The organism is Chitinophaga agrisoli (assembly GCF_008386695.1).
Taxonomy (GTDB): Bacteria; Bacteroidota; Bacteroidia; order Chitinophagales; family Chitinophagaceae; genus Chitinophaga; species Chitinophaga agrisoli.
The window spans coordinates 1,525,675-1,550,169 of sequence record NZ_VUOC01000004.1; the positions used below are offsets into that span (position 1 = coordinate 1,525,675).

The 24,495-nt window shown below is 50.1% G+C and carries 21 protein-coding genes; 8 read left to right on the forward strand and 13 right to left on the reverse strand.

Translation table 11 applies throughout. From position 1 onward, the window contains the following. The first annotated feature begins 2 nt into the window (after positions 1-2). From F0L74_RS25155 to F0L74_RS25165, 3 genes are read left to right on the forward strand one after another with little or no spacing between them, the layout of a single operon-like run. Complete coding sequence (locus F0L74_RS25155) at positions 3-1,898, forward strand: RagB/SusD family nutrient uptake outer membrane protein (protein ID WP_149840670.1); 1,896 nt, start codon at positions 3-5, stop codon at positions 1,896-1,898. A gap of 10 nt (positions 1,899-1,908) precedes the next feature. Beyond that, positions 1,909-2,586 (forward strand): DUF3823 domain-containing protein, encoded by a 678-nt coding sequence (locus F0L74_RS25160; protein ID WP_149840671.1) that lies wholly within the window; start codon positions 1,909-1,911, stop codon positions 2,584-2,586. 48 nt (positions 2,587-2,634) lie between these two features. After that, positions 2,635-3,288, forward strand: coding sequence for a class I SAM-dependent methyltransferase (locus F0L74_RS25165; RefSeq protein WP_149840672.1), 654 nt, complete (start codon positions 2,635-2,637; stop codon positions 3,286-3,288). Between the two features lie 13 nt (positions 3,289-3,301). Here F0L74_RS25165 and F0L74_RS25170 read toward each other — a convergent pair whose 3' ends face one another. The 4 genes from F0L74_RS25170 to F0L74_RS25185 all read right to left on the reverse strand — a co-directional run bounded on the left by F0L74_RS25170 (position 3,302) and on the right by F0L74_RS25185 (position 7,002). After that, positions 3,302-4,009, reverse strand: coding sequence for a LytR/AlgR family response regulator transcription factor (locus F0L74_RS25170; protein ID WP_149840673.1), 708 nt, complete (start codon positions 4,007-4,009; stop codon positions 3,302-3,304). After that, complete coding sequence (locus F0L74_RS25175; RefSeq protein WP_149840674.1) at positions 4,006-5,034, reverse strand: sensor histidine kinase; 1,029 nt, start codon at positions 5,032-5,034, stop codon at positions 4,006-4,008. Before F0L74_RS25175 ends, F0L74_RS25170 begins: the two co-directional genes overlap by 4 nt. 23 nt (positions 5,035-5,057) lie before the next feature. Beyond that, positions 5,058-6,275: an acyltransferase family protein gene (locus F0L74_RS25180; RefSeq protein ID WP_149840675.1), complete on the reverse strand. Its 1,218-nt coding sequence runs from the start codon at positions 6,273-6,275 to the stop codon at positions 5,058-5,060. A gap of 247 nt (positions 6,276-6,522) precedes the next feature. Then, positions 6,523-7,002: a group II truncated hemoglobin gene (locus F0L74_RS25185; protein WP_149840676.1), complete on the reverse strand. Its 480-nt coding sequence runs from the start codon at positions 7,000-7,002 to the stop codon at positions 6,523-6,525. Positions 7,003-7,096: 94 nt separating this feature from the next. On the opposite strand from F0L74_RS25185, the gene F0L74_RS25190 reads away from it, so the two are divergent. Continuing rightward, entirely contained in the window at positions 7,097-7,462 is a 366-nt protein-coding gene (locus F0L74_RS25190) for a winged helix-turn-helix transcriptional regulator (RefSeq protein WP_149840677.1), read from the forward strand. A 40-nt stretch (positions 7,463-7,502) separates the two neighbouring features. Here the strand turns inward: F0L74_RS25190 and F0L74_RS25195 are convergent, their stop codons facing one another. Continuing rightward, positions 7,503-8,288 (reverse strand): Rieske (2Fe-2S) protein, encoded by a 786-nt coding sequence (locus F0L74_RS25195; protein WP_188316152.1) that lies wholly within the window; start codon positions 8,286-8,288, stop codon positions 7,503-7,505. Between the two features lie 104 nt (positions 8,289-8,392). Between F0L74_RS25195 and F0L74_RS25200 the strand changes: the two genes are divergently transcribed. Continuing rightward, complete coding sequence (locus F0L74_RS25200) at positions 8,393-8,755, forward strand: DUF1304 domain-containing protein (protein ID WP_149840679.1); 363 nt, start codon at positions 8,393-8,395, stop codon at positions 8,753-8,755. 9 nt (positions 8,756-8,764) lie between these two features. Beyond that, the gene (locus F0L74_RS25205; protein ID WP_149840680.1) at positions 8,765-9,103 is read left to right on the forward strand and encodes a TfoX/Sxy family protein; all 339 of its coding nucleotides are present in this window, start codon (positions 8,765-8,767) and stop codon (positions 9,101-9,103) included. A gap of 68 nt (positions 9,104-9,171) precedes the next feature. Here the strand turns inward: F0L74_RS25205 and F0L74_RS25210 are convergent, their stop codons facing one another. The 3 genes from F0L74_RS25210 to F0L74_RS25220 are packed head-to-tail and all read right to left on the reverse strand — an operon-like array spanning position 9,172 to position 14,724. Beyond that, positions 9,172-12,567: an ATP-binding protein gene (locus F0L74_RS25210; protein ID WP_149840681.1), complete on the reverse strand. Its 3,396-nt coding sequence runs from the start codon at positions 12,565-12,567 to the stop codon at positions 9,172-9,174. A gap of 59 nt (positions 12,568-12,626) precedes the next feature. Then, positions 12,627-13,256: a DUF4194 domain-containing protein gene (locus F0L74_RS25215; protein ID WP_246197813.1), complete on the reverse strand. Its 630-nt coding sequence runs from the start codon at positions 13,254-13,256 to the stop codon at positions 12,627-12,629. A 1-nt stretch (position 13,257) separates the two neighbouring features. After that, on the reverse strand, positions 13,258-14,724 hold the full coding sequence (locus F0L74_RS25220; protein ID WP_149840682.1) for a DUF3375 domain-containing protein: 1,467 nt from the start codon (positions 14,722-14,724) through the stop codon (positions 13,258-13,260). A gap of 407 nt (positions 14,725-15,131) precedes the next feature. Here F0L74_RS25220 and F0L74_RS25225 point away from each other — a divergent pair, with 407 nt between their 5' ends. Next, complete coding sequence (locus tag F0L74_RS25225) at positions 15,132-15,587, forward strand: hypothetical protein (RefSeq protein WP_149840683.1); 456 nt, start codon at positions 15,132-15,134, stop codon at positions 15,585-15,587. 50 nt (positions 15,588-15,637) lie between these two features. Beyond that, a complete protein-coding gene (locus F0L74_RS25230; protein WP_149840684.1) occupies positions 15,638-16,861 on the forward strand; it encodes a multiheme c-type cytochrome in 1,224 nt (407 codons plus the stop codon). 74 nt (positions 16,862-16,935) lie between these two features. Here the strand turns inward: F0L74_RS25230 and F0L74_RS25235 are convergent, their stop codons facing one another. The 5 genes from F0L74_RS25235 to F0L74_RS25255 form a co-directional block, all read right to left on the reverse strand. Next, positions 16,936-17,946 carry an alpha/beta hydrolase gene (locus F0L74_RS25235; protein ID WP_213087077.1) on the reverse strand — a complete coding sequence of 337 codons (1,011 nt, stop codon included), beginning with the start codon at positions 17,944-17,946 and terminating at the stop codon, positions 16,936-16,938. Positions 17,947-18,200: 254 nt separating this feature from the next. Then, positions 18,201-19,160 carry an MBL fold metallo-hydrolase gene (locus tag F0L74_RS25240; RefSeq protein WP_149840686.1) on the reverse strand — a complete coding sequence of 320 codons (960 nt, stop codon included), beginning with the start codon at positions 19,158-19,160 and terminating at the stop codon, positions 18,201-18,203. Between the two features lie 89 nt (positions 19,161-19,249). Next, the gene (locus F0L74_RS25245; RefSeq protein ID WP_149840687.1) at positions 19,250-20,137 is read right to left on the reverse strand and encodes a helix-turn-helix domain-containing protein; all 888 of its coding nucleotides are present in this window, start codon (positions 20,135-20,137) and stop codon (positions 19,250-19,252) included. A gap of 405 nt (positions 20,138-20,542) precedes the next feature. Further along, complete coding sequence (locus tag F0L74_RS25250) at positions 20,543-23,065, reverse strand: zinc-dependent metalloprotease (protein WP_149840688.1); 2,523 nt, start codon at positions 23,063-23,065, stop codon at positions 20,543-20,545. A 54-nt stretch (positions 23,066-23,119) separates the two neighbouring features. Continuing rightward, complete coding sequence (locus F0L74_RS25255; protein WP_149840689.1) at positions 23,120-24,487, reverse strand: RagB/SusD family nutrient uptake outer membrane protein; 1,368 nt, start codon at positions 24,485-24,487, stop codon at positions 23,120-23,122. Between the last annotated feature and the right edge of the window lie 8 nt (positions 24,488-24,495).

Genomic DNA, 24,495 nt, shown 5'->3' on the forward strand with positions numbered 1-24,495 from the left:
TTATGAAAAAACAATATCTATATAAAAGCATGCTGCTGGGTATAACCCTGTTACTGGCCGGCGCATGTAAAAAGGACTGGCTGGAGCGGCAATCGCGCACCATATTGCTGGAAGAACAAGCCTGGAACGATCCTAAACAGGTGGTGGCGTTACTAGCCAATTTCTACGACCGCCTGCCGGTACAAACAGGCTTGCAGGATATCAACAACACCGGGGCAGATGGCCGTATTGCCCAGTGGCGGGATATGGCCAATTTCGATGACGCCATGTGGTCCGGACAATCCAATGAAGACGGCCGCAATAATATAGCGGCCTATGGCTTTGACAACTGGCGTTTGTGGAACTACTCCCTCATCCGCGATATTAACCTGGCCCTGGAGAATATGATGCTGTATGGCACTAAATTATCCGATGCCCAGAAAACACAGTTCTCCGCAGAACTGCGCTTCCTGCGGGCCTACGATTATTTTGAGCTGGTGAAAAGAATGGGCGGCGTACCGCTGATCACCAAACAGCTCATCTATGACTATAGCGGCAATGCCTCCGCCCTGCAGTTCCCGCGGGCAAAGGAATCAGAGGTGTATGATTTTATTGCCAGCGAGATGGACGCCATCAAAAATGAATTGGGTAATGATGGCAGCGTTTCCCGCGCTAACCGTTATACCGCCATGGCCTTAAAAAGCAGGGCCATGTTATATGCAGGCTCGCTGGCTAAATACAATAACCTGATGGCCGCGCCCATCACTACGCCCGGCGGCGAAGTAGGCATTCCTGCGGGCAGGGCTAACGAGTATTATACGAAATCGCTGGAGGCCTCGAAAGAGATCATCAACAGCGGGGTATATACATTATACAGGGCCAACCCTGATCCTGGCGAGAACTTTTACGAAGCCATCACCGCAAAATCCGGCAACCGGGAAGTTATTTTCGTGAAGGATTTCCTTACGCCGCAGAAGCGCCACTGGTTCTCCTATGACAATATCGTGCGTGGCATCCGCGAAGACAACCTGGGCTCTTCCTCCATCAGCCCTTCCCTTAACCTGGTGGAGAGTTACGAATACCTGGACGGCACGCCCGGCGCATTGAAGATACGTACGGCAGATAACAGCGATTTTATCTACTACGATAATCCGCAGGATATCTTCGCCAATAAGGATGCGCGTTTATACGGCACTATCGTATACCCCGGCGCCAACTTCAAAGGCCTGCCGGTAGGTATACAAGCGGGCGTAATGGCCTGGAACACGGCCACTAACAGCTATACGGTGGTCGAAGGCAGCGATCTTAATACCACCTATACAGATGGTAAGCTGCTGACAGGCAGCTCCGGCCCGCACCGCTCCATACAGGAAGTATCCAACACGGGCTTTTACCTGCGCAAGTATATAGACTCCCGCGCCCGTACCAGCACCCGCGGCGTACAAAGCGATGTATGGTGGGTATGGTTCCGCCTGGGCGAGATCTACCTCAATGCCGCAGAAGCCGCCTTTGAGCTGGGCCAGACAGGCGAAGCGCTCACTTATATAAATGCCATCCGGGACAGGGCCGGCTTTGGGCCTAACAGCCTTACCACCCTTACCACAGACCGTATCCGTAATGAGCGCCGGGCAGAGCTGGCCTTTGAAGACCACCGCCTGTGGGACCTTAAACGCTGGCGTATTGCAGACCGCGTTTGGAATGGCAACGTAAGTAATCCAAATGCCATGATCTACGCGCTGTACCCATACCGGGTGGTGCGCCCCGGCGATGCCGCCCGCAATGGCAAGTACGTATTTGTGAAGATGATAGCGCCGCGGTTCCGCTCGCCCCGCTTCTTCCAGCTGGGTAACTATTATTCTTCCATCGATCAGCAGGTGTTAAACAACAATCCAAAGCTTGTAAAAAATCCTTTCCATTAATTGAATCACTATGCAACGCTTCATACTATCATCCCTGATCATAGCTATTATCGCTATCACCGGATGTAAAAAGGACAACTATAAACCGCCTACCTCCATCCTGCAGGGGCAGGTGAGCTACCAGGGCCAGCCCATTGGCCTGCGCTCCAACGGCGTTCAGCTGGAGCTCTGGCAACATGGCTTTGAGGTATTTTCTAAAATACCCGTTTACATAGCGCAGGATGGCACGTTCTCCGCCTCCCTGTTTGACGGGGATTATAAACTGGTGCTGTTACGCGGCAACGGCCCCTGGATCAACAGCGCAGACTCCATGGATGTAAAGGTGAACGGTAACACCACGGTAGATGTGACCGTAACGCCTTATTTCCTTATTAAAGACGCCGCCATTGGCCAAAGCGGTACCAATGTAAACGCCAGCTTCACGTTACAGCAGGTAAATACCAGCCTGCCGCTGGAAGCAGTGCGCATTTACCTGGGCGCTACCACGGTCGTAGACCAGGTAAACAGCGTGGCCAGCGTAGAAAAAGCCGCCGCGGATATCCCCAATATCGGGCAGCCTATCCAGCTAACGGTTAACATCCCTTCCTCGCTAAGCAGCAAGGGATACCTGTTTGCAAGGATTGGCGTAAAAACGGCCGGCGTGGCGGAGCTGCTGTACACCATGCCGCAGAAGATCGAATTGAAATAGCGCCTATCTTTGTTGCATCCGGGCAATTAAACCGCCGGAGCATAGGACATGACTGAAGAGGAAATAAAGGCGGTGGCCCTGCAATTAGGCCATCCGCAAGGTGAAGAAGGCATTAAAGTAGCCGCCAAATTACATGAGATCAATGGCAGCATGATACAACGCACCATAGATCTGCTGCATTGCCGGGACCAGGATACCGTATTGGAGATTGGCCCCGGCAATGGCGGCTATGCGCCCTATGTGCTCTCCCGCGCTGCAGGTATACATTACTATGGCATAGATATCTCCGCTACCGTGATCGAACTGGCAAAGGAGAACCTGGCGGCGGAAATAGCTGCCGGCACAGCATCCTTTATCCTGGGCAATGGCGTAGAGCTGCCTTATACAGACAATTTCTTTGACAAAGTATTTACCGTAAATACTCTCTATTTCTGGGAAGACCCGCTACAACAACTGGCAGAGATCTACCGCGTGTTAAAACCCGGCGGGATACTGATACCAGGCATCCGCAGCCCCCATTATATGAAAACACTGCCTTTTACCCAATACGGGTTCAGGATGTATGATGCTACCCAGGCCGCGGCCCTGCTGGAAAAGGCCGGCTTTAGTATAGCAGATACGGTGGAAGAGAATGTAGAAATAAAGACGGAGCGTAAAACGGAAGTGGACGAGCGTATTTATATCGTAGCTAAAAAGCCCTGAGACAGGGGCTTTATCAGCTCCCTTTCTTCAATAGCTTATTCTTCAGGATCTTCTCCAGCACGGCTTCTTTCATGCTACGTGAGATAGGTACCTGCAATTTTCCCAGCTCAATAATATTACCGCTGATGCTGGAGATCTTATTAGCGTTTACTACAAATGATTTATGCGTTTGTATAAAGGCGGGATCTGCAATACTTTCTATTACGGATTTCAGCGTGGCATGTGTCATATACCGCGTTTGCGTGGTATAAATGTTCACATAGTTTTCCATGGCCTCTATGTATACAATATCATCCCAGCTGATCCTCACCAGCTTCTCATCTGTTTTAATAAAAAGGTGATCCGGCGCGGCAGGGGCATTCTGCCGGAATAACTCATGCGCGCGGTTCACCGCTTTCAGGAAGCGATCAAAGGATATGGGCTTCAGCAGATAATCCACCGCCTCCAGCTCAAAACCTTTAAGGGCATACTGCTCATAGGCGGTAGTAAAGATCACTTTAGGCGGGTTGGGCAGGCTTTGTAACAGTTCCAGCCCATTGATGTATGGCATTTCAATATCCAGGAACAGCAGGTCTACCGGCTGCTCCTGCAACAGGTTATTCAATGCTACAGCATCTTCACAAACACCTACCAGTTCCAGGAAGCTGATCTTCTCTACATAACCCTTTATCCCTTTCCTGGCTACCGGCTCATCATCCGTTATCACGCATCTTATCTTCATAGTGTAATGTTTAATTGTGCAATAAAACTTTCTCCTTTGTCTGTAGTATGGAAGGTATGCCTGTCAGGGTACAACAGGGCCAGTCTTCTTTTCAGGTGTTCCAGCCCTATGCCGCTCCTGCCCTTTCTTTCCGGTATCTGTGCTGGTTTGGCATTACTTACCTCAAACTGCAGCTGCCCGTTATCCAGTGTGGCAGAGATCTGTATCCAATACTCCCCGCCGGCATATTTAAAAGCATTCTCTACCAGCGGCAGTAACAGCAGGGGATATAGCTGCTGGCCATCCAGCTGTTTATCAAACTCCACCCGCAACGCCAGGTGATCATTCATCCGTTGCTTTTGCAGGTTGATGAATGACTGCAGGTATTGCAGCTCCTGACGCACAGATACTGTTTGCTGCTGATCATACAGCTGGTAACGCAGCAATTCCGACAGCTCTTCTACGGTTTGTTTAGCGCGGTTCACATCCTCATCCATCTGGAAATAAACGGTATTAAGCGCATTAAACAGGAAATGCGGATGGTACTGCGCTTTCAGAAAACGTAGCTCTGCCTGCAGCTGGTCATTACTGATCTTCTCCAGCTGCAGCTGCTGCTCATAATTCTTGCGTACGGAAGCGCTGTTCCTGGCAAAGGCGTAATACAATAACCAATACAACAGTGGTATCAGGTAAATATTCACGGCGTCAAACCACTGCAGGCCATCATCCGTAAACGCTGCGATAGGGATAATGGTAAAGCTGGCAAGCAGCTCAATATACAGGGCCACTTCTGCAAACTCCCTTAACAGTGCGCCCGTATGCGGCGCGCCGGTATATTTTCGCTGATTTTTTGCCAGCTGCCGGTTAAGCATGTACATCACCAGGTAGCTGCCTGCTATACTGCTCCCTATCTCTATCGCATTCAATGTCCAGGACCGTAACCAGAACCGCGTACCGGAGATCACATCATTTACCAGGCGTATACTGGTGTAGATACACAAACCATAGATCACCGGAAATAATACCCGTGCCCATTTACTATTCATAGCCAGTTAAATTAAGCAATTATTTATTGTAATGCTATTTCAGGTAAGCGTGGCGCTGGTACTGCCACCTGCTTCTCAGCCGGTTTTGCCTCCGGCTGACGGCTTTTCATACCAAACAGTAACCTTGTAATCGCAAAGGGGCGGATAAACAGGTGATAGATCAGCATGGACACTACAAAAGAGGTACCGGCAATAAACAGGTACTTCATACCAATGGTATCATCCGTTTTCACCACATAAAAAGCAATGATCACGATCACCGTCTGGTGCAGGATATAGAAGGGGTACACCGCCTGGTTGATATAATCAAGCGCCCGGTGTTTGCGCTGCAGGTACTTCTTACCATAACCGATAATAGCAAACACCCATAACCAGGCATTAAGCGGATGACGGGCAATATAAAAAGGCGTAAGCCAGTCGTGTTCGCCAAAAGGCAGTACCTGGGTCAGCGATAGGTTATTCCAGCGGAGGTAGTTGATAAGCAGCATACACACAAACGCAAGGCCCAGCGATATACGGCGGTTACGCTCCAGGCTATCCATTAACGCCGGTTGCAGGGCGCATATAAAACCAGTGAGCAGGAACAACAGCCAGTATACAAAAAAACACCAGTCATTTACCAGGGCATGGGTTTGGGGGAACAGCTCCACCGTAAGGGAGAACCAGGCTACCGTAGGCAGCGTGAGCCAGTAGACGCGTTTGCCACGGGCCAGCCAGGACAGCCTGTCCACAAAACCTTTTGCCCTGTCAGACACCGCCCAGCCAAAAAATGGCGTTAGCAGCACATCATATACCAGCAAATAGGCAATGAACCACAGGTGATGCCAGCTGGTATTCCCCTGGGGATACGGTTTAAAACTGAATACTGAGGGGTAGAAATCCCAGAAGCTGCCCTTATACCCCTGCGTGAGCCGTTCCATATAGATCTGCGGCGGCACGATCACAAAGATCCCTACCAACAGCGGAATAAACAGCCGCTGGAACCGCAGTTTCATAAAACCGCCAGCCGATTTACGGCTCACCATAAACCAGGATACCGTACCGGAAATAAAGAACAATAAATGCATCCGGAAACGGCTGAGCCAATAGGAAAACTCTGATAGTACATGGCTGCTGGCCGCGTTGTTTACATGCCAGGGATCATCTATGGCAAAGGGCCGGGCGCTGTGAAAGAGGAGTACGCCCAGTATAGCCAGCATGCGCAGCCAGTCGAGGTATGTTTGCCGGGTAGTAGTTTGCATGTGTTTGTTTTTTACAAACGTACTACGGGGGGAGGTGTTGGGTGGGATGGTTTTGACCAAGTGCGGTTTTGGGGTGACAGGATGCGGGGGGATAACCACAATAATCTATTTGACGCAGCCAATGTCATTTTTTGGAAGCCTCAAAACTAACTTCTAATTTCGTTGAAACGTCTTTGCAAGGTCTCATAAATCACACACCTGTGGGAGGTTGCCACTACGCGCACGGTGCCTTGTAGAGACGTTTCTCTCACCCTTCATACGGCCCGCCCGGCTCTCCCCATCCCCATTTAGGCATAGGCGCGCCTTCCTCCACCGGATTAGTTTCCGCATTGGAATTGATCACCGCTATCCTGCTCCCCCACTCCAGATATCCCACCAACGCAGACCGGAACTCCGGATCACTGGCAATCCCAATTTCATCCGCAGCCTCCAGCAGCAATGCAATCCACCTTTTACGTTTAGGCTCATCCAGCATACGGCCTACATGATGCGATACCATAGATGCATGGCTGCCTTTGTCTTCCGCAGTATACAGTTTAGGTCCACCAAATACTTCGGCAATAAAATGTGCTACGTGCCGGCTATGGTCTGCAGACATATCCTTAAACACCGGGTAGAGCAACTCATCCTGCAGCACTTTGGCATAAAATACTTCCGTAAGCTTTTCCAGCGCGGCCTGGCCGCCCACCCACTCGTACAAGCTGGGTATTGTCTTTTTCTGTTCCATGATAAGAATGATGATAATGCGCTCAAATATATTTTAATACCTTCAGGTCTCCAATAGCTTACCGGATGGTAAGCCCGGTTAATACATTACTGATATGATAACGCTGCACAGTAAAACCTTCACCTGCCCTATTGATGTGAGCCTGCATTTTGTGAACGGCAAGTGGAAGATACTGATACTGTCCCACCTGCATCGCTTTGAAAAGAAAAGCTTTAGCGAAATACGGGATAACCTGCCGGGAATATCAGAAAAAATGCTTACCCAGCAATTAAAACAGCTGGAAATTGATGGCTTAATTACAAAGACGGTGCTCTCTGAAAAACCCTATCGGGTGGAATATGCGTTAACGCCGCTGGGCAGCTCCTTTGCGCCGTTGTATGAATTCCTGAGCAAATGGGGTATAACCTATTTAAAAGAAAACAGTATTGACTACCTGAAAGATCAGTCATTATACAAATAAGGGGCGTCATTTCTGCATACTGTTGCCGTACTTGCCCATCTCAAAAGTTAAGATAGACCTTGCCGTTATCTTCTGTAAGCATATAAGTAACAATCCCTTGGTTAGCTGGGCCGGCCTTTAACTCACCGGTAGTACAGTCAAACTGGGAGCCATGCCAGGGGCATTGCACAGTGCCGCATATCATCATACCGCCTGCCAGGGAACCGCCTTTATGTGTACAATGGTCGTCAAATGCCACATAACCGCTCTCTGTTTTAGCTACTACAATACGGCGGTTGTGTACATGTACCAGCTTCATCTGGTCTGTCTTGAGCTCATCAGTGGTAGCTACCTGCACCCTATCCGGCGCATTGCTGATGCGCTCCTCCTTCCATTTACCCGCGCGGGCATACCTGGGGTCTACGCCTATCTGGTTACGGTATACCAGGGTGCCGCCCAGCCAGCCGGCAATACTCAGGATCACTATACCTGCGGCTTCCATCAGCAGGATCCAGATGGCCGGCATGTAAGGATCCCGTTTCAGCAGCCAGGATACCGTAAATAACACCAGGTTCAGCACATTCAGCAGGCCATGCTGGGCGCCTCTTTTTTTAGCGGAGCTTTGAGGAGGCACGGTGAAGAAATAGTCTATTACACCAGGCACAGCCGCCAGTACGGCGCTGATAATACCGGCTGTTTGCATACAATAAGCCGCAAAGGCCAGGTCAGACCGGTTGCCGGCTACCGCCAGGATATCAAATAACAGGGTGCCTGTAAAGAAAGCAATGGGAAAAGTGACCAGGATAGGATGGAGCGGATGCCCCTTAATATGCGCTGTACTTTTCATAATGTGGATGTTTTGGTACGTTAGGTATACATCAAAAACTTTACCCATTTAGTAATGTTTATCTGGGATTATACATTACATTTAAGTACAGAAACACTTATACCATGTCCCTCATTGCAAAGATCGCCGTATTACTGGTAGCCCTGGAACATCTCTATATCCTCTGGATCGAAATGTTTGCCTGGACTACTGCCGGCAGAAAGACCTTCCGCTCCTTCCCTGCCCATTTATTTGAAGAGACCAAAGCCCTGGCGGCTAACCAGGGTTTGTATAACGGGTTTCTTTCCGCGGGTTTGATCTGGTCCCTGTTTATCTCAGACCTGGAATGGTCAAAACATGTAGCCTGCTTTTTCCTGGGTTGTGTGATAGTAGCTGGTGTATTTGGCGCCCTTACCGCTTCAAAATCTATTTTTGTTAAACAGGCATTGCCTGCTATTATTGCTATGCTGCTAGTATTGTTTACCTAATTTTATACCATGCCATATAGCGAACAATTAGCCAACAGGATCCGGGAACGCCTGGCCCAGCTTCCTAACATAGAGGAAAAGAAGATGATGGGCGGCCTCACCTTCATGTACAACGGTAAAATGTGCGTAGGCATTATCAAAGGGGAACTGATGTGCCGTATTGATCCGGCCTTACATCACATGGCCATCAGTAAGCCCGGGTGTAAGACCATGGTATTCACCCAACGGCCTATGAGCGGGTATGTGATGATAGCAGACAGCGCCATAAAAACACAAAAGGAGTTCGACTACTGGATCAACCTGGCGCTGGATTTTAATAAGCACGCCAAGGCATCTAAAAAGAAATAATGCCTCCCTGCCGCTGTTAACGCATGTAACAACTACAGGAAGGCATCAGGTATCCTGGCCGGTGCAGGCTATGCCTCCACCGTCTCTATCTTATCCTTCAACTCCTTGATCGTCATATTATACAAAATACTGTTCCTGTTCTGCACCCGCTGCACCAAATGCACATGGGCTATAAATTCCTGTACGATCTGGATCTTATCACTGGGTGTTACTACCAGCAGCTGTAAATGCAATTCTTTACACAGCTCCATCAGGTAAGTAGCCTTCTCCTCATCCTGGTTGCTAAAGCTCTCATCCACCGCTATAAAACGCAGGCTGCGGCTGTTCTTGCCTTCCCGGGTAATACCAAACTGGTAGGCAATGGCGCTACAAAGGATGGTATAGGTCAACTGGGCTTTTTCACCGCCAGACAACTGTCCCATCTGCCGGTAGGTTTTCTTGGTCTCATCATTACTGCGGTAGCGCTCATCGGCCCAGAACTCAAACCAATTACGCACATCCAGCACTTTCATACGATAGTTCTCGTTCTTATCCAGCTCATTAATGAGCGGCTGCACCCGCTGCGTAAAATGCTCAGATTTAGACTCAAAACTCTCCTGTTGCCAGTTGGCAGCCTGCGGCAGGGCTTCCAGTAATTGCTGGCGGAAATCCCTTATATCAGTGCCTGCGGCCAGCTGGCGTTTGCCCAGCTGTATGTAAGTATCCGGCAGCCGGTTAAAATTGATGCTGCCCAGCGAGTCGTTCAGCCTTTTTACGCTGGTGTCTATATCCCGCTCCCATTTGTCCAGCGCTTCTTTCAGGCCGGCTATCTTATGGGTGATGGTAACGTTGATGAAATTCTCAAAATCACGCTTATACCGGGGCAGGTTGTCTTTGGACAGTTTATCCAGCCATTCCATATATTCATTGGAATAACGGGCGTCTTCCGGCAGCTGCTGCACATCCGCCGGCCAGTCCGGGAACCGCTCCACCAGCTCATGACTGGGATTTTTGATCCGGTTGATCTGCAAGGCTACCTTCCGTTCTTCTTTTGACAAACCATCCTGCAGCGTAGTACGCTGACTTTCCCTGTGCTGGCGGAAACGCTCGTATACCGGCTCTATATTATCCAGCTGCACGGCTGCCAGCATGTCTGCATGCTGCTGCTGGAACTGCAGCAACGCGTCTTTATCCGTTTCTGTAAAGTTCTGCAGTAACAACTGCAGGTCCGATACGGACTGCCGGTATTCCCGCAGCCGGTCCTCCTGGCGGGTCTCTTCGCGCAGCAGCTCGTCCCTTTTCTTTTCTTCCTCTTCACGCTGCCGCTGGAGCTCTGCCAGCTGGTTCTTCAACGCATTCAGCACTTCGTTGCCCTTGCGGAGCTCTTCTATCTGCACTTTCAGCTTCTGAATGGTTTTGGCAATAGCAGCTACATGAATATCTTCAAAGCCTTTATGTTCTTTAATACGGGTATTAGCATAAGCTTGTTCACTCAGGCGTTTACTTTTGTTGGCACAACGGTTAATGGTTTCCTGCGCTCTTGTCAGCGCTTCTACCAGCACGTCACGTTTCTTCAGCAAAGCCTCTTTCTTCTTTTCATTATTCCAGCCTAATACATAACGGCTGGGATCATGACGGTCCGGGCGGTCATCTTTTTCATGGTGTTTGCCGCTTTTCACCAACCCGTTCAGCGTTACTGCAAACTCATAACGTTCCAGTTGTTTTTCATCCTCCAGGCAGCTATGGCGGAAACGGCGGATGACTTCCTGCTCCAGCCATTTGCCCAACGGATGATCCGGGTGAAACTCCAGTTTATCCGGCACGGTATTATCATCCGCATACTGCATAATGGCCGTTTCTGTCACGTGCTCGTATACCAGCCTGGCCCTTAAATTCTGGCTGTTCACATATTTGTTTACCTTCTTATAGTGCCTGTCCGGTACCAGCAGCCGCAATGCAAAGGAGCGTAACAGCTTTTCCAGGGCAGGCTGCCAATGCATTTCATCACTCCTTACCTGCATCAGCTCTCCTGCAAAAGGCAGCTGTGCTACATCTATATTCAACCCTTCGCAGATCCGCCTGCGCAGGTCAATAAGATGGAAGTCGATATTATTCTTCGTCTGCTGTAAACTGTTCAGCTGCTGCTCCAGCGTCTCCTTTTCTGCGGACGATTTTTTACGGATATCCTTCGCTTCAAAATCATCTTCTTCATTCTGGCGCTTTTCATCATTCAGGGATAGCAGCTTGCGGTCATTCTCCTTGCGGATCTGGTTATAGCTTTGCTCGTCCGTTGGCGCGGTTGCTGTGAGCCTTAACTGTTCGCACCAGCCCTGGAATTCCGCCAGCTCTACCTGGGCCCTGCGCTGTTTGTCCTCCCGTTCCTGTATCTGTGCTTCCAGCTCCTTCAGGCGCTGGCCGGCCTTATTATTCTGTATCTGGTAGTTGGTATCCTGTTCTTCGCGGGCCAGTTTGTCTATGTTCGTTCTGGCAGCCTGCAGCTGTTCCTGTAAGGTTTTTAGCTGCCATTGGCCTTCTGAAATAGCTGTTTGCAACAGCTCGTTGCGGGTATAGCCTTTCCACAACACGGCTGTTTGCAATACTTTGTTATTTTCTTCCATGGCGGCTTCCAGCTCCTGCAGCTTTGCGTAGTATTCGCGTAGTGGCTCCAGCAGCTGGATCTGGGCTTCGGCCTTTTCTATATTACGCTGTGCTTCCAACAGGGTGGAAAGCTGTTTCTTGAGGTCCTGGAACTCATCCTCCATATTGCGCGGCTCCAGCATATGCGTACGGATAAACTCATCCAGGTTACCCAGCACTTTAATACCTACCGTTTGGTTAAACAGCTGTAAGGCCTGCATACTCTGCATACCCAATACCTCTACCATCCTCTGCGCGTACCGGCTGGCGGCGTCAAACCATTCTACCTGCTTACGGGCTTGTTTGTTATAGCGCTGGTCCAGGCTGCGCTTCCAGTTGCCGCCCAGGTCAAATGGTTTAAAATCCTCTTCGATGGTCAGCGCCTTATGCGCCAGGCCAAAGAACTTCTTCATATCCGTTTGCTGATAATAACGCACCTGGAATAGGGTGACCAGCTGCCCGGCTTCATTGGCAAAATGCGCCAGCAGTATGCTGTAGGCTTTCTCTTTATCCTCCCGCAGGTATTCTGTTTTAGAGGTGCCGGTCACCTCGTTATTAATGGTGCCAAAACCGCCCATTACATAACTGTCCTCCGTACGGTCGCCTTTCTTTTCGCTGCCGCTGCTCTGGTTATAGAAGCGGTAACGTTTTTCCGGCACCATCAGGGTAAGCAGTGCATCCACAAATGTGGTCTTACCGCTGCCGTTGGCGCCGGTGAGCAGGCTGGTTTCGCCCATTGGCCTGATGGCATAGATCTTTTCATCAAAAGTGCCCCAGTTAAGCACTTCCATGTATTGTAAACGAAATCCACTCTTCTGGCTATCTGTGCTGAAAACACTTAATTGCATCCGTAGTTGTAAGTTGTTTGTTTTTTATTGATAGTTAAAGGGCTGTCATTGCCTGCTGCCTAATTATTGCTGAATCCCGTATCCGTACCCTCCTCCGGCTGCTGCAACTGCTCCTTTGCCTGCTGCAGCTGGCGGTAAAAATCATCCAGCTCTTCCGGGCCTATCTTTGCCTTAATGATCTTACAGATCCGGAAACGTTGCTCATCCGGCACCTCGTGGTGTTCTTCCTGGTACAGGAAGCCAAACTCCTCTGCCTTATCGATCAGGCGGTCTATCTCTTTCAGGAATTTGACGCGGCTGGCGTTTTCCTTAAAGAACAGCTCCGCATACTCCTTTATCTCGCGCCGCTTGCGTATCAGTTCCCGGCTGGTGGCTTCGCCGGTCTCAAATTCCGCCATCATCTCGCGCAGCAGCACCAGCATAATACTTTCCTCGTAACTCAGTGTACGCCGGTGCACCCAGCTAATGCCGGTTTCCTCTTCCCCGGATGCGGTATGTTTTACAAAAGCGTATCCATCCGCTTCATCCAGCACCAGCGTTAATCCTACTGACAGCAGGAAGATCTGCAGCTCATTCTTATGCTGCAACAGTTTTTCCCAGGCGCTTTTTTCCTGGTATTCCACCGGGCCTTTCAACAGCTTTATCAATACCGGTGTAAAGGGTAATAGTTTTATCGGTGTGTTCATCATCTTACGCGTTAAAGAGTAAATAGGGCACTTCCACAAATTTCGTACGGGCGGCATTCAGCGGTATCAATTCCGTAGCGTTGCCCACCACGCTTACCTTATTGGGTTTTTCACGCACGAAACGGAAATAACTTACTACTTCCGCCAATCCGTTCTCCAGCGGCACTATCTCCAGCAATTCTTTGAGGGAGATGACCTGCTGTACCTGCAATGCCTGTTCTACCTTAGCCCATAACTGCCGCCGGTCAATAAACGACGTGTTCATGATCCGGCTAAAACGTTCCGGGTCTGCTATCTGCTCTGCAGCAGTACTGGGCTGCACCACGGGCGCCGGCCCTTTCTTGGGCGCTGTTTGCAGCTTACGGTCCATGATCATCCGTATCTCTACCCCTTCATCAATGGTGATACCGGCATCCAAGTCCGGCTGGTCCATGAGGTCAAACACCATTTCCTTAATGCCGCTGATCTGGCGGCGCAGGCGCCGGTGACGGGCAATCTCCTTCTCAGAGATAATACGGCTCAGTTTTTCCGCCATCTTATCATTGGCATCGTATACCGCCCTGCCCTGTTCCAGCAGCATGGATTTTACGTTATGGATAAACGGCTCATCGGCTGGTATCTCCCGCTCCTGCAATAATGCCACCAGCTCTTCCATCAGCTCTTTCCACTCTTCCTGCCCTGCGCGGGAAATAAGGAAGTCCCAGAAGGCATAAAAGCTTTTTCCCTGCGGGCTGCCCCGCAACTCGTCATAGGCTTCAAAGGCATATCCCAAAATAGCCCCTTTGTGCTGCTCTGTACGGGTATGGTGCTCTACGATGGAGCGGTGTATCTGTTTAAAATTGTCTTCCACTTCCCGGAAATCGCCTACCAGCTCATAACACAAACGGGTAAACAGTTCCAGCCTCTCCTGTACCTGTGAATTGCTGTAGCTGTCCGGCGCAATGCCCAGCTCTATAGCTTTGATCTCCTTGTCTATCTCCGCCCGCTTGTCCTTGAGCATTTCCAGCCTTTTACGGGCATCATCCTCCGTATGCTCTACAATGTCCCGCAGGGAATTGAACAGCAGCTTAAAACGGCTTTCTGTGCCCACGTGATGCCGTTTCTGCAGGGTGCTGAACCACTGGAACACACGTTCCGTGTGTGCGCTCAGCTGGTATTGGATCACGCCCTCGGCATCGTTAAAATCCTGCAGGATACGTTTCTGCACCCAGTTCAGGATATACTTGCGGCTGCGGGCCTCTTCATTCTCGCCAAATACTATATTGGCCTCCTCCAGGTTCTCCGTACCGTCTGAATGGGCTGACAGCGCTTCCGCCACCAGCTGGATGAATGTCTTCTCCTCCACCAGGAAACGGTTCTCCTCCTTAAAGACCTTGTACAATAATGGCAATACCCACCGCGCATTCTGCAGCCGTAGCATCTGGAAAGCCGGGTGGGTATTGAGTGTATGTGAAATGTCTTCGCTATGCATAGTGTATCCTATTCATTCTACGGTTTGGCCTGTATGTATTTTGCTGGGATGGGCAGGAATATGACTGCCAGGGGAATATATAATTACATGACTGTCAACGTCTCTCCCCTTGTTTTGACCGGTAGCAATCTGGCAAATATAATTAAAGTATTCAGGCTAAAAACGCGCTGCCGGCAGGAGTTATACACAATTGTGGAAAGCTGTCAGCCTCGCCTGAACGCCGTCATCCACACGGAAAACCCCGGCCGTTCCACACCCTGCGCGGCACAAATTGTCACAAAACTGTAAGACACTACCCCGGATAGTTTACTTATATTGCCATCGCAAACCCGCTTTATTTACCCTTAAATAGCTTGTTTTAGCGATCTAACACATTGAACGATAGCAGTAACCATCACAAAACAGACATGTTAACGCAGTGCGTCAGCTTTTTGAACGCCATCGGTATTCCAACCCTCTTCAGGAAAATTGAGAAAGAAAGTTTTCTGCCGGGCTTCCTTATTGAGCATGGCGCCATCGTTATTGACGAGCAGGCGCTGGAACAACCCGGCGATATCCTGCATGAAGCCGGGCATATAGCCGTGGTGCCGGCGGCAGACCGTCCCAAACTGATGGGCGCCACGATCATTGACCGCCGTGACCGCGAAGCGGAAGAAATGATGGCTATCGCCTGGTCCTACGCCGTTTGTATCTATTTACAGATAGATCCCCATTTTGTATTTCATGATAAGGGATACAATGGCGGCAGCAGCTACATTACGGATACCTGCAGCAAAAACATCTATTTTGGCATACCCATGCTCCAGGCAATCGGGCTAACGGCTAACGACTATCCGGACGTGGTGAGGTGGCTGCGGGAATAATTGGCAATCCTCTCCCAGATACCCTATCTTTAGCCGCTTATTCCATCGATATGAACAAACGCCTTTGGTCCGTATCCTTTTGCCTTATATCCGGTATCATCCTGTTATCTCAATGCATCCGCAAAGCCAACCAGCAGCAAGACCTGCGCGGGCCGCAATTTGCCGGCTCCGCCGCCTGTGTAAGCTGTCACAAAAGCATTTATGAGTCTTATGTAGCCACCGCCCATTACCATACTTCCCGCCCGGCCTCCCAGGCTACCGTAAAAGGCGGCTTTAATGCACCGGGTAACATCTTCCAATACAGCAACGGCATGCAGGTGCATATGGAAGCGCGGGATAGTGGCCTGTTCCAGGCAGCATATATGAACAATGCCATCCAGGAGGCCCACCGTTTTGATATTGCCGTGGGCTCTGGCCGCAAGGCGCAAACCTATCTTTACTGGACAGCGGGAAAGTATTTCCAGCTGCCCCTGTCTTATTTTGTAACAACACATAGCTGGGCCAACAGCCCCGGCTTCCCTCCTTCCTATCCAAAGTTCGACCGGATGATACCCGGCACCTGCTTTGGCTGCCATAGCTCCATGGTGGGCATTAAAAGCACGCAGATGGTAGGCCGGCACATGCAGGAGGAGTTCGAAAAAAACCAGCTGATCTACGGTATTGACTGCGAGCGCTGTCATGGCCCCGCCCTGGAACATGCCGTTTTTCATACAGACCATCCGCAGGAAAAAGAAGCGCATTATATCACCAATATCCGCTCCCTGAAAAACCAGCAAAAGCTGGATATGTGCGCCGTATGCCATTCCGGCCTGCAAACGCCGCAGAAATCCATCTTCGGCTTCCGCCCCGGCGATGCCTACAGCGACTATTTTTATCCGGATATTATGGGCCCCGGTAAACCGGAAGAGCTGGATGTACATGGCACCCAATACCAGCTGTTTACCGGCAGCAAATGTTTTAAGCAAAGCGTGAACATGAACTGTTCCACCTGCCATAATCCGCATACCAGTGAAAGGAATGTGCAAACGCTCTCCCAACGCTGTATCAGCTGCCACCAGCCTGATAGCCATCCCTGCAAGCTTACTTCCCTCCCGGCGGAGGTACTGGCGCAAAACTGTGTAGACTGCCACATGCCTAACCTACCCTCCGGCAATATCACCCTGCTTACCAACGGGCAGCAAAGGCCCACCGCCGATTCTATGCACACGCACCTGATCACGATTTATCCCGAGGCAACCGAGAAGATCATGCAGCAACTGGCTGTTAGCCATTAGCAACAAAAAACATCCCCCAAAACCTTTCGGCCGGGAGATGTTGTACTTATAGGACATGATCAAAACCCGTTGATCTACTGCAGATGAAGCTTTAACTCCGTATACAATTGCCGTAAGGAAACCTGTACCGCCGGCAAATGATTGATCGCATTCAGTAACTGAAAATCATGGATCATACTATTGTACCGTACCGTAGTACATTCCACGCCGGCCTCGCTTAATTTTTTACCATATGCTTCGCCTTCATCCCGCAGCGGATCATTTTCTGCCGTTTGAATAAGCGCGGGGGCCACGCCCTTCAATTGCTCCAATGTTGCCTGTAAAGGCGCTGCATACCGTTCCTTCCGTGTAGCGGCATCCGGCGCATACATAGACCAGCCATACTGCATAAAAGCCCTGGACAGGAAACGTTCGTCAGCAAACGCCTTGTAGGATCCCGTTTCAAAGTTCGCATCCAATGCAGGATACAGCAATGCCTGGAAGCGTATGGCCGGCGCGCCCTTATCCCTGGCCATCAGCGCCACGGCGGCCGCCATGTTGCCGCCCACGCTGTTGCCCGCTAAAGCTATACGCGAGCCATCCGCTTTGATCTCGCTGCCGTGCTCAGACACCCATTTAGTAGCGGCATAAGCCTGGTTGATCTGCGTGGGGAATTTTGCTTCGCGGATGAAAGTATAGTCAACAAAAACGCCTACAGAATGCGTGTTCACCACCAGATCGCGTACCAGCCTTTTGTGATTTTCAAAACTACCGGCGATCCATACACCGCCGTGAAAGAACATAATTACGGGCAACACCTCCTGCGTACCGCTGGGCCGCAGGATATAGATAGGCACTTCTACCCCATCCTGCGTAATGGTCCGCTGGGTAATATCCACACCACTAAGATCTACCTGGGTCTTGTTCTGCAAACCAGTGAGGCCTTCGCTGGGGCCTTTACCCGGCAGCAACCAAAGCGGTGTGGTATTTTTACCAGCTTCGTTTAATTCCTTTAAGAAAGGACGGATAGCAGGATCAATATTGGGATCCTTTGATGCGTCTACATGTTGTGCGGTAGCGCCAATAGATATGCCGATCAGAGCCATAAGAAATATGAGTTTAGTTTTCATGATCCATTTTTTTTTGCAGTAAACAGAGATGGTTTTTGTTTCGTACAATGCTGTTGTTTTATTATGATAACTCAAAGTTAGCTATGCCAGGCGGGCCCCATTTGTGATATTCACCAGATATCAGGTAATTTTCGTGGACCGTTATGATCCGGGCGCCCCAAAAAAAACAGGTAAGCAGCTGTTGCTATCAACAGCTGCTTACCTGTAAATTTTAAACCTTACTGCTATAATTACTTTGTTCTTCCGCTTACACTATATGGAACAGGCAACCACTCATAACCGTTACCCGCAGCCCTTAAGCGCCCAAGGCCAGGATAAGAAAGATGGTCTGCTGCAATCAGGTAACCCCGCGCAGCCGCCTCCTGGTATAACCGTTTCCGCTGGGCTATGCCTTTTTCCTTGTCTACATCAAACCCGTCCGGAATACCCGGATCCGCAAACTGCACGCCACCTACATGAATAAGATCACCCCAGAACACCAGCTTATCTCCATCGCTTTCCAGCACATAGATAGTATGGCCAGGCGTGTGCCCCGGCGTAGGTATACGTTGTATGCCCGGAAACACCTCCATACCCTCCGTAAACGTTTTGACCTTGCCGGCGCTCAGGTAAGGGGCAAACACTTTTTGTGCATTGATAAATGATTTCTTGTTAGAAGAAAGGGCAACCGTATCCGCTTTTTCCATCCGCTCCTTATCCAGCCAGTAATCAAGATCCAGTTTGTTTACATGTATAACGGCATTGGGGAACACCATTTTTCCCTGTATGCTCAATCCGCCGGAATGGTCGTTGTGAATATGCGTAAGCAGGATATCGCTGATCTGCTCCGGCTCGTAACCTGCTGCCCGCAGGCTACTCACCAGACGGCCGCCATAATGAGGCCCAAATAATTCGCCGGAGCCGGTGTCCAGCAGGATCATTTTATCTCCGGTATGGATCAAAAATGCATTAATGGATACTTCTATCGGATTATTAAGATAAGCGGAGCGTAACAACGCCGGCGCTTTGTCCGGTGCTTTTGTATGCAGCAATTTTTCTGCATCCAGCGAAACAGTGCCGTCGGATAAAGCAATCACTTCCACACGCCCTACCTTGATACGGTAATACGCCGCCTGTTGGGCAAGTAGGGTATTAGTGGCAATAGTAAGTAAGAATAATAAGATAACGTGGATAGGATACATCGTTTTCATTGTTCAATATTTTATGGTATCCCAAATGTAGATGTAGCCGGTGAGAGCCACTGGTAATATTCACCATAGGAACGGTAATATTCGTGAATCTAATGACAACTTCCCGCCCTGGCAAAGGAGTTCCGGAAATCCTCCGGCGGCAGCCCCGTTTGTTTTTTAAAGAATTTAGAGAAATAGGAAGCGTCCTTAAAGTTCAACTGGTAGGCAATTTCTGATATGGATAGATCTATATTGGTGATCAGGCGTTTTGCCTCCAGCACCACGCGGTCCCGGATGATCTCCCCCGCCGGCTTGGCGATGATCGCGTTACAGATCATGTTTAGATAATTGGGCGATATACAAAGCAGGTCAGCATATTCACTGGGAAGCCGCAGCGTGGTGATGTTCTTGTCTGTGAGATCAATAAACTTCTTAAAGATATTAAATTGTGGATGGTGGAGTTTCAGATGGAGGTTTTCGTGCTGTAGCCGGCCAAGATTGATAAACAGCGCTACCAGCAATACCTTTATCATATCCGCGCTATTGGGCTGATTGGCCTCTGATTCCTGCACGATACAGGTCATGAGCCGCAGGATTTCCGGCTGCAGTTCCTCCGGCAGGTATATCACAGAAGTGGATGGCTTTCCGCAGAAATAAGGAAATTGGTCAAGATAACTGGGATTTAATAAAAATGCTTTGAAGAAAGGAGCCGTAAAATTGATCACGATCCCATCCACTTCCCCTTCAAAATCCCAGCTATGTACCTGTCCGGGAATCATAAAGTACATCTGGAAAGGCGTTACGGGAAACGTTACAAAATCGATCGAATGTGTGCCTCCTCCCTTCGTAAAAAGCAACATATGAAAGAAATCATGCTTATGCGGCTGGCATAAATTGGGATGCGTCTCCAGGTAGGGAGCAAATCGGCTGACAATAATATCCTCACTCTTAAAATCCGATATTTTTCTGATGTTGTAAACGGGCAGGTCCTTTTTCATATGACGTAAAGATTGTTGCGCAGATTGGAAAGAAATGGCTGGCTGATGTTAACTTAATGTTATTTCCCGTATTGTTTCAGTAAAATGGCACAGGCCGCATGACATGGAACTGCATAGCAGCATGGTGATCAAATTTGCCATTTGGTCTTGATGTTTGTTCACTGTTTGCCTTTAAATAGCTGAAAAACAATTACATATGAAACAGCCTTTTAACCATCTTCAAGAGGGGGCTTAAGAACCTTGAAGCGCTGTACCCCAAATGTAAGTTTTGTTTTAATAAATCCAATACATGCAGCGCCAATTAAAAATCCCCCCATCGTAAAGACGGGGGGATACATCGCACTTATCAACCATCAGGGAACAGGGACAGGACGCATAGGATAGGTGTCAACCTTTTATCAGTACTTATTTTATCGCAAACTTTCTGGTGATCTTGTCATTCATCTCCCGCAGGTGGATCCTGGTGATATTATCCAGCCCCGGGTTTAACAGGCTCTTTTTGATCAGGGCCTGCTGTGTGCGCAGCTCCTCCCGCAGTATGCCCTGCAGATCGGAGTAGGTAGGGTGAAAAGACCCTATGGTGATATTATACTGGTCATCCGGGGCAAATGCCTGCTCCAGCACGCGGTTCAGATAAGTCTCCTGCAGGTTGCGGCGGTATACTTCCACATTTTTGCCCTGGTACAGCTCTGTATAGATGGACTTATCCATATCAGCAAAGAAATCCTGCACGCCATAGGCTTTTTTACCCTGCTCTATCTCTGCCGTCAGCAGGTGGCTCAGGCGCGCACGGCTTATGAGGCTGTTCATGGCAGATATCTGCAGGTCGGAGAGCTCCATCGTAAAGTTTACCTGGCAACGCTCTATCAGGCTTTTTTCGTTCAGCCACATGGGGGTGATAAAGAACTCCCGGTTGATGAATGCCATGGCTTCCTGCTGTTTCGCCTTGCTTACGATCTCCTCTATAGGGCCAGGCTGGGCGCCCACTTTAGGGGTATGGTATACGCCGCCTATGTTCTTCATCACATGGCCTACATACATAACATATTGGCTCCATATTGTGCCCAGTTCATCCTTCACCCCTTCAGATGATTCTTGCGGAGCGGCGTTCCAGGCGGCCACCTGCGGCATAATACGTTGCAGGTTCTTAATGCCGTAGGCGCTGGCCTTCATGGCGTTGTCGCCCAGGTCTTCGTTCTGACTGCGCGGGTCTGCCGGCTCCATTTCGCTGCCAAACCACAGACGCGGGTTGCGCAGGCTGTCCGTCACGATCTTTGTCAGCGCCAGCTGCTCTTCCCAGGGCGTTTTATACTCCGGCCGCCAGCGGTAACCCCATTCAATGGCCCAGTTATCATAGTCATTAATACGGGGGAACAGGCCAGCCGCGCCAATATGATCCTCCGGCTGCGCTACGTAGTTAAAACGTGCATAGTCCATAATAGAAGGCGTATGGCCATGGGCTTCCACCCATTGTTTGTTACGCAGGTTCTCTACCGGCACGGTGGAGGAAGCACCAAAATTGTGCAGCAATCCCAGCGTATGTCCTACTTCATGCGAGGATACAAACCGGATCAGCTGTCCCATCAGCTCATCGTCAAACTCGCGTTTACGGGCGCGCGGGTCCACAGCGGCGCACTGCACCATGTACCAGTCGTGCAACAGCTTCATAACATTGTGATACCAGAAAATATGGCTTTCGATGATCTCGCCGCTGCGGGGGTCGCATACGTTAGGCCCCATGGCATTCATGATATAGGAAGGGCGGTAGATGATAGCAGAATGGCTGGCGTCATCCAGGCTCCAGGTGCTGTCTTCCTGTTCAGAAGGCGCTTCCCTGGCATAGACCGCATTTTTGAAACCGGCACGCTCAAAGGCATGCTGCCAGTCATTTACGCCCTGTATCAGGTACGGTATCCACTTCTTTGGCGTGGCAGGGTCTATGTAAAACACGATGGGTTTGGCCGGCTCTACCAGCTCTCCCCTTTTGTATTTTTCTACGTCTTCCGGTTTGGGCTCCAGGCGCCAGCGGCGCGCATACACCACTTCTTTTACGCCCTGCGGGTTAGCGTCAAAATCGCGGAAGCCTGTGGCAAAATAGCCAACACGCTCATCCCGCAAACGGCCCTGCATGGGTTTTTCCGGCAGCAGCACCAGGGAGGAGTTCAGCTCCAGCGAGTAATTGGCCCCGGCAGGATTGAGCCCTGCCGCATAGGTTTTCAGGGCCCGCACCTCCAGGTTGTTGGTATAGGTATGAACGTATTTTATGTAGCTGCGGTCATTCTGCTGGCCGCTAACGCCGGCACGCTCCTTTATCTTCTGATGCTGGAAATACAGGATCTCATTATCGCTGTTCAGGAAATCAGTTACGTCTATCACCATAGCACTGGAGTCCGGGTTAAAGGCCAGTATAGGGAATGCGGCGGCAATAGGCTGCACGTTATTCTTTTGCACGGCGGCAAACATGGCACGGGTGCTGTCAGAAGTGTATTCAGAAAAAGACATCCTTCTCAGGAACAACTTATTTGAAGGCCCTCTTTCAAAGCTGTACACCGCTTCGCCTATCTCATCGCCAGCCAGGCCCCAGGGACCGTTACGCATGTCTACAGAGGCTTTGGCAATACGGTTCACGGTTAGTATATCACGGCCAAACAAGGACCTGGGGATCTCGAAATAGAATTTATCATCCTTACTGTGCACGGTAATAAACCCTTTACAGGTATGCACATCTTTGGTGATCACTTCCTCATACTTCTTGATGGGAGTGGCTTCTTTTTTCTTGGCGGAATCAGCTGCCGGTTTATTGGCGGAAGGAGCAGCGGCCGTTTCCTCTTTTCCATGTTTCCGTTTCTTTTGAGCGATGGCGGTGCTGCCTGCGCTGATCACAGCGCACAACAATAGCACGCCAAAAATACTGGTGCTTCGTTTCATTATAGAGCTATTGATTGTTTGATGGTCATCCGACCAGTTTTCGTTACTTTTTACTTACCGCGGGTTTTGTGTGATCTCCGGGTTCATAGTGATATACTTGTTGGCGATAGGGAACATATAGCGGTTGCCGTTAGGTTCCAGCGTATAGGTTTGCCCTTTGAAGCTGCGGGTAACCGTAGCAGCAAAAGCGGCCTCTTTGTTCAACCGCTTCTGGTCAAACCAGCGGAAACCGCGGCCCATCAACTCCAGGCCCCGCTCATCTATAGTCAGGCGCAGGGCGGCGGCAGGGTTAGTTGCCTGCAATGGCGTATAGTCTTCCGGTTTAAAACGGTGCCGGCGCAGCTCATTCAGCACATCCAGCGCGGCGCCGGTATTACCAGCCCTGGCGGCGCATTCTGCTTTTATCAGCATCATTTCCGGAACAGAGGGCCCTACAAAGGCGCCTTCGTTGGTGATCCTGGGCCGGTAATAACCGCGCCCTACAAAACCGTAGTAACCAAATACTACGCCATCCGCGGTAAATAACTGGTAACGCAGGTCATGGGTGGTATCAAACTTTTGCAGCAATGATTCGCTGAGCGGAAAATTATACGCCGTGCTATTAGCCAGCTTCTTTTCGAAAATGATCTCCGGGTCCTGCAGCTTCAGCGGCAGTTTGGAAACATCTGCCGCATAATCTGCCAGGTTCAGCAACGTATGCTGGCGGGCCAGCGCGCTATCGGCATATTTACCGGCATTGGGATAATCGCCCTGTTGCAGGCAAGCCCTGGCCAGCACGGCATAAGCGCCCGCACGGGATGGGGTGATGGAATAGGCTGGCAGATCGTCCAGGTCTGGCATAGCTGCCTGCAGGTCCTCTTTTATATGGTCGTATACGGCCTGTACAGAGGCCCTTTGCAGGCTGCCGGTAAAATCCGGCGTTACCGGCATCGGCACGCCAGCATCAGTAGCGGCCGTGGCAGCGTCATATTGTTTGGCATATACGTTTACCAAATTCAGGTAAGCCAATGCCCGGTGTACCAGGGCCTGGGCGTTGATATTCTTTTTCTCCGCGCCTGTACCGCCATCACTGTCTGCTACGCCGGCAATGACCAGGTTGCAGTAATAGATCTGCTTATACATGATATTCCAGTCCGGATCATCATTATCCACGTATATATCCGGCGCCCAGGTATACACGTTCACTGCGGCCTGTGGTATGCGGGTCTGCAGGTTATCATCCAGCGCGCCAATATCATCTGCCGCTACCATCGGATAAAAGCAGGCATTCTCCATGGTAAGCTGATCGTTTAGTAATCCCTGGTAATCTTTGGTCAGGTGCAGGGTCCTTTTACCCACCTGCTCTATTTCCACGTATTTGCGGCAACCGCTGCCTGCCAGCAGCCACAGGCCCAGCAGGTATATGATATATCTCCTATTCATGATTGGCA